The sequence below is a fragment of the Microcoleus sp. Pol12B4 genome (assembly GCF_036701385.1).
GTDB lineage: Bacteria > Cyanobacteriota > Cyanobacteriia > Cyanobacteriales > Microcoleaceae > Microcoleus.
On sequence record NZ_JAUBQR010000170.1, the window covers coordinates 1 to 10,033 of the forward strand.

The 10,033-nt window shown below is 47.4% G+C and carries 7 protein-coding genes and 1 pseudogene; 5 read left to right on the top strand and 3 right to left on the bottom strand.

The window, feature by feature from the left end; all coding sequences use genetic code 11:
• The 3 genes from QUA38_RS20960 to QUA38_RS20970 form a co-directional block, all read right to left on the bottom strand.
• Nucleotides 1-1,022, bottom strand: a 1,022-nt coding sequence (locus QUA38_RS20960; RefSeq protein WP_333165135.1) for a tetratricopeptide repeat protein, incomplete at its 3' end; no start/stop codon positions are given.
• A gap of 467 nt (nucleotides 1,023-1,489) precedes the next feature.
• Nucleotides 1,490-2,095, bottom strand: a complete 606-nt coding sequence (locus QUA38_RS20965; RefSeq protein WP_333045051.1) for a 50S ribosomal protein L25/general stress protein Ctc — start codon at nucleotides 2,093-2,095, stop codon at nucleotides 1,490-1,492.
• Between the two features lie 192 nt (nucleotides 2,096-2,287).
• On the bottom strand, nucleotides 2,288-3,616 hold the full coding sequence (locus tag QUA38_RS20970; protein ID WP_333165138.1) for an adenylosuccinate synthase: 1,329 nt from the start codon (nucleotides 3,614-3,616) through the stop codon (nucleotides 2,288-2,290).
• Nucleotides 3,617-3,870: 254 nt separating this feature from the next.
• Here QUA38_RS20970 and QUA38_RS20975 point away from each other — a divergent pair, with 254 nt between their 5' ends.
• From QUA38_RS20975 to QUA38_RS20995, 5 genes and pseudogenes are all read left to right on the top strand, one after another.
• Nucleotides 3,871-4,908 (top strand): adenosine deaminase, encoded by a 1,038-nt coding sequence (locus QUA38_RS20975; RefSeq protein WP_333165139.1) that lies wholly within the window; start codon nucleotides 3,871-3,873, stop codon nucleotides 4,906-4,908.
• Between the two features lie 248 nt (nucleotides 4,909-5,156).
• Entirely contained in the window at nucleotides 5,157-6,461 is a 1,305-nt protein-coding gene (locus QUA38_RS20980; RefSeq protein ID WP_333165141.1) for an aspartate aminotransferase family protein, read from the top strand.
• A gap of 160 nt (nucleotides 6,462-6,621) precedes the next feature.
• On the top strand, nucleotides 6,622-8,100 hold the full coding sequence (locus tag QUA38_RS20985) for a TldD/PmbA family protein (protein WP_333165142.1): 1,479 nt from the start codon (nucleotides 6,622-6,624) through the stop codon (nucleotides 8,098-8,100).
• 139 nt (nucleotides 8,101-8,239) lie between these two features.
• Entirely contained in the window at nucleotides 8,240-9,586 is a 1,347-nt protein-coding gene (locus QUA38_RS20990) for a TldD/PmbA family protein (RefSeq protein ID WP_333165144.1), read from the top strand.
• A 232-nt stretch (nucleotides 9,587-9,818) separates the two neighbouring features.
• A pseudogene (locus QUA38_RS20995) lies at nucleotides 9,819-10,033 on the top strand (THUMP domain-containing protein); the annotation flags it as partial.

Consider the following 10,033-nt stretch of genomic DNA (forward strand, 5'->3'; position numbering starts at 1 on the left):
TAAGCTTCGGCAAAATTAGGGTTAATTTCTATTGCTTTGACATAGCAACTTTTAGCTTCATCAATTTTCCCGCCAGCTTGCAGCGCGTTGCCCAGCATTTTGTAAAGCGGCGCTTCCGGCTTAATTTGCAGCGCCTTCTTACAAGCTGCAATCGCCTGTTCCAATTTACCCTGAGCAAAATAGCCTTCTGCCAGTATTTTGTATGCTTCTGGATCTTCTATATTAATTGTAGAATTAACTGCCTGCTGAACTGGCGGCTTAACTGGCGGCTGCACTGGCTGCTTAACTGCGGTTGCTGCGGGCTGCTGCTTGACTGCACCATTTTTCGCAGTTGCACCCGCCAAAGTTTGCTCTCCCTCGCTGCCATTTCTTGCATTAGCTGCGTTCAGTTCAATAGCTTTGCGATAATATGCTGTCGCTTCCTCTAACTTGCCTTGTTTTTTGAGCGCTTCGCCCAAATTTTGGTAAGCAGTCGCCACATTAGGATTTAATTTTATGGCGCGATCGTAACAAGCGATCGCTTCGGGGAATTTTTCCTGCCGAAAAAAAGCGTCGCCCATATTCAAGTGTTCCCCAGGCGCTACTTTTTCCGGTTCCAAACTAAATGCTTGATACCAGCACTGCTGGGCTTCTTCCGGTTTGCTAATTTGTCCGAATACTTTTGCTAAATTCCGGTACACTCCCGCGAAATTCGGCTTAATCGCGATCGCCTTTTGATAAAATCCGATCGCCTCCTGCCATTTTTGCTGCTGCGCGCTCAGGCTGCCCAAATTCGCGTATACTTCCGCAAAATTCGGTTCTATTTCAATCGCTTTTGCGTACCAGTGCCGCGCCTCTTCCATCCTGCCTTGAGCTTGTAGCGCGTTACCCAAAGTCTTGTAAGCTGGTGCAAAATTGGGGTGAATCTTTAAGGCTTGCTCGCAGGAGGCGATCGCTTCTTCTATTTTTCCTTGGGATAAGTATGTTTCTCCCTGTTGGTTAAATTGAACCGCTGTTGATTCTGTATTCACTGTTGATGGCATATGGGCGGCGGCTCCAGAGGCAGGAATTAAATATGGTAGTCAAAACGTTTCACAATTATACTCGCGTTTGACACTAACAGTAGCGGGCTTGTTCCCCTAATTCTTAATTTTTTTGATTCCCGGTGCTGGCGAGGAACCGGGATTCTCGGCTGATTTTTTGATTTTACGGCTAAATATGTAAGAATCAGCACAGTTTCTGGCGGATTTACGCGCCAGTTCCGACTTTTGTAGCTGCTAGTCGATCGCCCGTTTTGTAAAAAAAAGTAAACACTGCAGATTCTTGCTTGTGGGATGCTTTTTTGTGGGCTTGGCAAGGGAACAGGCCTAAAAAAATATTACAAGCAGCGCAAAATGTGCGATCAAACCCAAACGAGAATATCCTTTTTAGCAAAAAACGATCGCCCTTTTGGGAGAAAGCGATCGCCCTTTTTTTCAACCATTAGTTAACAACTATTAGCAATTACTAATTAAGCTGCTGCGGCTGCGTCTTCTTCTGCGTCTTCGGCTTCAGAACCTGCTTGAATTCCCAGCACGGTAACAACCACCTGATCTGGTTCGCCGAGAGCTACCACTCCTGCAGGCAAAACTAATTCGTTAATGTGCAGCGCATCCCCAACCTTTAAATTAGAAATATCTACTTCTATGGATTCAGGAATGCTGTCAGGTTTGCACTTAACTGCTAGTTGCGTCAGCACGGTATCCAAGATGCCGCCTTCTAACTTGACGCCGACAGCTTCGCCGACAAAATTCAGCGACACTCCAACTTCCAGGCTGTCTTGAGTTGCTACGGAGAAAAAGCTCAGGTGGTAAGGATAGCCCTTCCAAGGATGAACTTGAACTTCGCGCAGTAAGGTTTTTCCGCTCCAAGATAGATCGGGAATGCTGAGGTCAATTAGGGTATTGTTGACTACGTGCTTTTTGAGCAGGTGTTCAACTGTTTTGGCTTTGATGGTAAGGGAAATGGATTCAGATCCTTTGTGACCGTAGAGGACGGCGGGAATCAATCCAGAGCGGCGGAGAGCGTTAGGTTTACTGCCTTCTGCCCGCTTTTGACATTCTACTGCGAGTTCCATTTTATGACTTTCTGCTGATTGTTTTCACATTTTATCAAATTTATGCTACAGCGATCGACCTTAATTAAATTCGCTGAAGATTTGATAAAAATTGGGAGTTGGGAATTGGGAATTGGGCTATTCTCGGAATTTCGGCCTTTCCAACTTTCCCAATCTCCCCATCACTCTTTCCCAATCTCAAATCTAAAACGGTTAGGCTGGCGTACCGTCAGCAGAGAGCAAAGCGCGTTTCGGGCCGTGAATCGGGTCTTCTACAATAATAGTTTGGTCGCGGCTCGCACCGAGAGAAACAATTGCGATCGGCACTTCCATCAAATCTGCCAAAAACTTCAGATAATCCAAAGCTTGCTGCGGCAAATCTTCCAAATTCCGGCACTCTTCCGTAGACTGTTTCCAACCGGGAAGGGTTTCGTAAATAGGTTTGCACCGAGTAAAGATTCGGGAACTTTTCGGGAAATCAACACATTTTTCGCCGTCAATTTCGTAAGCAACGCAAACTTTTATTTCTTCTAATTCATCCAAAACATCTAGTTTGGTAATTGCCAGACAGTCAAGGCCGTTGATGCGGACTGCGTAGCGGCCGATTACTGCGTCGAACCAACCGCAGCGGCGTTTGCGGCCGGTTGTCGTGCCGAATTCTGCACCTCTCTCGCCCAAAACTGCTCCTATTCCATCTACCATTTCGGTAGGGAAGGGGCCTTCTCCGACGCGGGTTGTATAAGCTTTTGCTACGCCAATTACGCGATCGATCGCTGTTGGGCCGACTCCGGTTCCCACACAAGCGCCGCCTGCGATGGGATTGCTCGAAGTAACGTAAGGATAAGTACCGTGGTCTAAGTCTAATAAAGTGCCTTGCGCGCCTTCAAACAGAATATTTTTCCGCTTGTGAATTCCCTCATAAATCTTCAGAGAACTATCTACTACGTGCGGCCGCAAACGTTCCGCATAAACTCGATATTCATCAATTACCTCTTGGGGATTGAGAGGTGGCAAATTGTAGAGTTTTTCGAGAAGGACATTTTTACAATTAATCGTCCATTCCAGTTGTTCTTGCAACCCATCCAAGTCCATTAAATCGAGCATCCGAATGCCGGTACGTTCCGACTTGTCGGCGTAAGTAGGGCCGATGCCGCGTCCCGTCGTCCCGATTTTATAATTTCCCCGCTGCGTTTCCGATGCTACATCAATTAATCGATGATAGGGCATCGTGACGTGAGCCGTCTCCGAAATCATCAGGGAGGCTGTCGAAATATTCAGTGCCTCTAGCTGATCTAACTCTGCAATTAAAACTTTAGGGTCGATGACCGTGCCACAGCCGATAATACACTCTTTATCAGGGTAGAGAATCCCGGACGGAATTAAGTGCAGCTTGAAAGTCTGACCGTTTACTACCACGGTGTGACCGGCGTTGACGCCCCCTTGGTAGCGGACAACGATATCTGCGGATTTGCTGAGCAAATCGGTAATTTTGCCTTTTCCTTCATCGCCCCACTGGGCGCCGATCACAACTACGTTAGCCAAGGGTTTCTCGCGTTCAGTTCAGGTTGACACAATCTCCGATTATCTATGAATGCGTCCTAAATGTCAATCAATTTTAGATTTTAGATTTTGGATTTGAGATTTTAGAGGCTACGCCACGGATACATCGGTTCACAGGTCGATCGCCTATGCAAATTAGTGAGAGTCGATCCACAGATGAGTCCGGGGGCAAGAGACCCCATTGTTTTCGGTCAAATTAATTTTGTTAACATTGAGAAAATAGAGGCTTTGTTGCCATGACTTTACACGCTGAGTTGCACCGCCATCTGGGTGGTTCTGTCGTTCCTAGGGTGCTGTGGCGGTATTTCGATCGCCACAATGCTGAGATGGTTAATCGATTTCAAGAATACTCGGAGTTTGAGGAGTTTTACACTCGTCCGCGCAATACTCTCAATGAGTATTTGGAACTGCACACGCTGGTAGAAAGCGTTCAAACTGTTGAGACTTTGCCTTATTTCATCTATCGGTTGATGCGGGGCGCTTACGTGTTTGAAAATATGGCTTATTTGGAGTTGCGCTATACGCCTTATTTGCGGACTCCAGAACATTTGGATCAGTCAGAACGCATTGATTTGATGGCAGAAATTGTACAGGTTGTGGGCAAGGCAAGTCAAATTAGCGATTGTCCGATTGTTACTAGCCAAATTTTGTGTATGCACTCGCGTTTACCCTATGAGGTGAATCGGGCGATCGTAGATTTGGCGGCCGGGATGGGAGAATATGTTTGTGCGATCGATCTAGCTGGCGGCGATGATTGTATTGGCGAGCGTTTGGAGGAGTTTGTCGGATTGTACCAGTACGCGAGGTCGATCGGCATCAAAACTACCGGCCACCTCTACGAAACTACCTCTGGCTGTTATCCCGAACTTCTGCCCTATCTGATGCGTATCGGTCACGGGATTCAAATTCCCTTAAAATATCCCGAACTGCTGCCAGAAGTCGCGCGCAGGGGTCAATGCTTGGAGGTTTGCCCGACTACCTATCTCAAAACGGGGACGTTGCAGGATATGCGCGAATTGAAGGTTGTGTTCGATCGATGTTTTGAAGCTGGTGTCGATATTGCCATTTGCACCGACAACGCGGGATTGCACAACGTGCGATTGCCTTTCGAGTACGAGAATTTGTTAACTTTGGATATCATTGATTTTCGGCAGTTGCAAGCGTGTCAAGAAGCTGCTTTCCGCCATGCTTTCGCGTGGCCCTACGGGGAGCGGCCTGTGAAAATGCTGACGGGTTTGTTGCAACATGAGTCTGTGTCCGCGATCGTTAATTAAAGAATATCTATTTAATGAACCGCGAAGGGGCGAAGGAAGAGAAAGAGGAAGATAGGCAGATGTTTTCAGGTAAAAACTCTACTTGGAAATGAGAAAAAACTCTTTCTTCTCTTCCTTCGCGCTCTTTGCGTCTTCGCGGTTAGTTTAAAAGAGATATTTGTAAAATTATAATAAGCGTCGAGCGAGCGATACTCAGCCACAAGCTATAGTTTGGATGCAGAAATATCAATATAAAAGGATAAAAAAACATGACAAATATGGACGCTTACTGGATGCCCTTCACTGCAAACCGACAGTTTAAAGCGAATCCGCGAATATTGGTGTCGGCAAAAGATATGCACTTTACAAGCGATGATAACCGTTCAATTTTAGATGGTACTGCGGGGCTGTGGTGCGTGAATGCAGGACACGCCCGCGAGACAATTGCCGAAGCAGTTAAACAGCAGGTTTTGCGTTTGGATTACTCTCCGGCTTTTCAGATGGGACATCCGGGTGCTTTTGAATTGGCGGAACGTTTGGTAAAGATGATTCCGGGCAATTTCGATCGCGTTTTTTTTACTAATTCGGGTTCGGAATCTGTTGAAACTGCTTTGAAAATTGCGATTGCTTATCACCGGGTAAAAGGTGAAGGAACGCGCCAAAGATTGATCGGCCGGGAACGCGGCTATCACGGCGTTGGTTTTGGGGGAATTTCTGTCGGGGGTATCGGTACAAACCGCAAGTTTTTTGGCAGTTTGCTCACGGGAGTCGATCATTTGCCTCACACTCACAATCTCGAACACAATGCTTTCAGCCGCAAACAACCGGAATGGGGAGCGCATTTGGCGGATGAATTGGAGCGGATTGTCGCTTTGCACGATGCGTCGAATATTGCAGCGGTAATTGTCGAGCCAGTGGCTGGTTCTACAGGGGTTTTGATTCCGCCGAAAGGTTATTTGGAGCGGCTGCGGGCGATTTGCGACAAGTACGGAATTCTGCTGATTTTTGATGAGGTAATTACCGGATTCGGGCGACTCGGCTCTAGTTTTGCAACGGAATATTTTGGGGTGGTTCCCGATATTGTGACGGCGGCGAAAGGGATAACTAACGGTACGGTACCGATGGGGGCGGTATTTGTGAAAGAAGGCATTTATGATGCTTTTATGAATGCTCCTGAAAATGCGATCGAGCTTTTTCACGGTTATACTTATTCTGGTCATCCTCTGGCTTGTGCTGCTGCTTTGGCGACGCTGGATATTTATGAGGAAGAAAAGCTGTTTGAACGAGCCGATAAGATGGCTGGTTACTGGGAAAATGCAGTGCATTCTTTGAAGGGAGTGCGGCACGTAATTGATGTCCGCAATCTGGGACTGGTGGCGGGTATTGAGTTGGGATCTATTGCTGGGAAGCCGGGGAAACGGGCTTTTGATTGTTTCTTGCAGTGCTATGAAAAAGGGTTGCTAATCCGAACTACGGGTGATATTATTGCTTTATCGCCACCGCTGATTATTGAGAAGGAACATATCGATCGCATTGTGGAAATTTTGACAGCGGTTTTGCAGGAGATGGAGTAGGATTTAACGAACCGCGAAGGCGCGCGTAAGCGCTAGGACGCGAAGGAGGAGAAAGAAGAAGATGCAGTTCTTCCTTCGCGCTCTTTGCGTCTTCGCGGTTCGTTCAAATAATTAAAAAGCGCTATAATAATTAACAACTAATGACGAATGACGAATAACTATGGTGCAATTAACGGCAAAAATCTCTGCTAACGAGTTAGCAAATTTGGCTGTAGATTTGATTCGGAAAACAGGTTGCGAGTACGGTGATGTGCGTTTTTGCACTTATCGAAGGCAGAATCTTTACGCGCGCGATCGATCTTTAAGTCAACTGTCAGATAATGTAAGTTCGGGTTTTGGCGTGCGAGTGCTTCTAGACGGCGCTTGGGGGTTTGCCGCCAGTCACAGCAAAACACCCGCAGAGGTTGCAAGAATAGTCGCTTTGGCTGTAGAAATCGCTAAAGGCAGCCGCTTAACTCAGAAGGAACCGGTGCGGTTAGTGCCTGTCGAAAAATATGTCGATACCTACATTACTCCCATCGCCATTGACCCTTTTTCTGTACCCGTTGCTGAGAAAGCTGAACTGCTGCTAACTATCAACGAGAAGCTGCTAGCACACGGCGCACAAGGTATCAAAAAAGCTTCTTCTTTTTTGCAGTCAAGCCGCGAAGACAAGGTTTTTGCTTCTACAGAAGGCTCGCTAATCGAACAAACAATCTACCGCAGCTATCCGGGTTTTGACTGTACGGCAATTGCGGGCGGCGATGCCCAAAGTCGCAGTTACGAACGCCCGCCACTGAATATCGGTTACGAACATATTAATCCCGATGATTTGTTGAGTCAAGTCGAAAGAGTTGCCGCCGAAGCTATTGAGAAAGTCCGCGCTCCCAAAATCCCGGCTGGTATTTGCAAATCCCTGATTCTCCAGCCGACAAATTTGTATTTGACAATCCACGAATCTGTAGGACATCCAACTGAATTAGACCGGGTTTACGGCTACGAATCTAATTTTGCCGGCACGAGCTTTGCTACTACTGATAAGTTAAATAAACTGCAATACGCTGCACCTTGGGTGAATTTTAAGTGCGATCGCACTCAACCAGGCGGCCGCGGTACAATGGGTTACGATGATGAGGGCGTAAAATCACAAGATTGGTACGTTGTCAAGGATGGGGTTTTAGTTGATTATCTCACTGACAGAGAGACGGCTTATCGCCTCGGACGTGCCAGCAGCAACGGTTCTGCTTACGCTGACAGTTGGTCGAGCGTGCCGATGGTGAGAATTCCCAATTTGGGATTGGAGCCGGGCCCGGATGGCGGCAGCCATACTGCTACTTTGGCACAGATGATTGCTGATACCGAAGACGGGATTTTAATCGACGGTATTGGTAGTTATTCGATCGACCAGCAGCGGCGCAATTTTCAATTCGGCGGCGATGCTTTTTGGAAGGTGGAAAAAGGTAAAGTTGTCGGTATGTTGAAGGATGTAACTTATCAGGCGATGACTACTGATTTCTGGAATCAAATAGATGCGATCGGGCCGGCTTCGGAGCTGGTTCAGTGCGGTACTCATATATGCGGAAAAGGCGAGCCGATGCAGGTTGCTCAGATGACTCACGCTTGTGTGCCCGTGCGAGTGAGGGATATTCAAATTGGGTAATAGGGCATGGGGCATGGGTCATCGGTTCTTAGTTATTAGTTAATTGCTAACAATGCCCAATTCGCAATGCCCAATTCGCAATGCCCAATTCGCAATGCCCAATTCGCAATGCCCAATTCGCAATGCCTAATTACTAATCATGATTGTAACAACATCGCCCGCAAGTTTAAGTGAAGACCAAGCCTTATCTGTAGTAGAAAAAGCAGTCAAATTATCCAAAGCAGAGGAAGTATTTGTCAGTCTCTCTACTGGCGAAGAATCTCTTTCTCGGTTCTCGGAAAATCAAATCAGCCAAAATATCAGCAAAACTGTATTTAACCTGAGCATTACTAGCTATTTCGGCAACAAAAGCGCCTCTGCTGCTGTTACAGAATTTGATGAAGATGCGATCGCCTCCGCAGTCAAGCGATCGGAAGAATTAGCCAGAATTGCGCCGGCAGACCCCGAATGGATGCCGCTGCTGCCGCCTCAAACCTATGATTTGCGATCTCCCGCCTTCGACGCAGCAACGGCAACTGTATCGCCTCTAGCGCGGGCAGAAATGGTGCAGCAAGCTTGCGCCATTGCTTCCCAGGGGGGCGCTCACGGTTCGGGCACTTTGAGCGCTGATGTGTGGCTGTACGCAATCGCCTCGTCAACCGGACTCCGCGCCTGCAATCAGTCTACAGAGGCAGATTTCAGCTTTACGGCTCGCGTTGAAGACGGTTCTAGTTGGGCTCAGAGCACTGCTTGGAGTATCAACGAATTGCCGATCGCCCAATTAGCAGAACAAGTGCTCGATCGGGCGATCGCATCCCGCAGCCCCCGCGAAGTCACTCCCGGTATTTATCCTGTAATCTTTGACGGTGCTGCTTTTGCGGATTTGCTACCGTGGGTAATTTGGAGTTTGGATGCGAGGGCGGCGGATGAGGGGCGATCGTTTATGTCGATCGCCGATGCAGAGGGAAAACCAGCGGGAAACCGCGCGGGGGAACAACTTTTTAGCCCGTTAGTGCAAGTGCAGCGCGATCCGGCTCATCCTTTGTTGCGATCGAATACTTTTTTCGGCGACGGATTGAGCAATAACTATTTGGAAATTATCAAAGATGGCGTGCCTCAAAGTTTGTCTTATTCCCGCTACTGGGCCGCACAAAAAGGCAAAGAAGCAAAAGGTGCTTATTTCCCGATCGTGATGACAGGTTCCGACCAAAGTTTAGCAGATTTAATTGCTCAAACCGAGCGCGGAATTTTCGTCAGTCGAGCTTGGTACGTGCGCTACGTTAATCCGAAAACATTGGAAGTAACGGGAATGACTCGCGACGGTACTTTTTGGATTGAGGATGGCAAAATTGCTTACCCGATTAAAAACCTGCGTTTCAATCAAGTTTTACCTGATATGTTGCGCGATGTGGATGCAGTTAGTGCGGTGAAGCGTTACGGCGGTAGTGTCGTGCCCGGAGTGCGCGTGAAAGCTTTTAATTTCACCAGTATTACTGACAGTTTGTGACTTGCAAGGGTGAGGTGCGCGGAAACCCACCCGGAGGAGGTGGGTTTTTGTGTCGGTAAAGTAGATTGGGTGCGGGTTCGGGCGATCGCCTGTTGACAAAGCTGTTAGGAAAATTAGTATTTTTTTAACCGAGGCATCTACCTTAAGGTAGAGTATTCTTTGTGAGGCTTAGGATTTAAACCAGCTACTATCTAATTTAGAGCGATCAAGAAAAAGCAATTACCAATTATCAATGAATCAATATTTTGCTACAGTTGCGCGCGGTTTAGAAACTATTGCCGCCCAAGAATTAGAACGTTTAGGGGCCCAGGATGTTAAGCCAGATTTTACTGGAGTTTACTTTGCGGGCGATCGGGCTTTATTGTACCGCGTCAATCTGTGGTCGAGAACTATTTTTCGAGTGCTAATGCCGATCGCCGAATTCCGGTGTTACAACTCGGATATGCT

Coding starts and splice junctions, on each gene's coding strand:
- QUA38_RS20975 (WP_333165139.1), top strand. CDS start 3,871: ATGACTTTACACGCTGAGTTGCACCGCCATCTGGGTGGTTCTGTCGTT.
- QUA38_RS20990 (WP_333165144.1), top strand. CDS start 8,240: ATGATTGTAACAACATCGCCCGCAAGTTTAAGTGAAGACCAAGCCTTA.
- QUA38_RS20985 (WP_333165142.1), top strand. CDS start 6,622: ATGGTGCAATTAACGGCAAAAATCTCTGCTAACGAGTTAGCAAATTTG.
- QUA38_RS20980 (WP_333165141.1), top strand. CDS start 5,157: ATGACAAATATGGACGCTTACTGGATGCCCTTCACTGCAAACCGACAG.
- QUA38_RS20965 (WP_333045051.1), bottom strand. CDS start 2,095: ATGGAACTCGCAGTAGAATGTCAAAAGCGGGCAGAAGGCAGTAAACCT.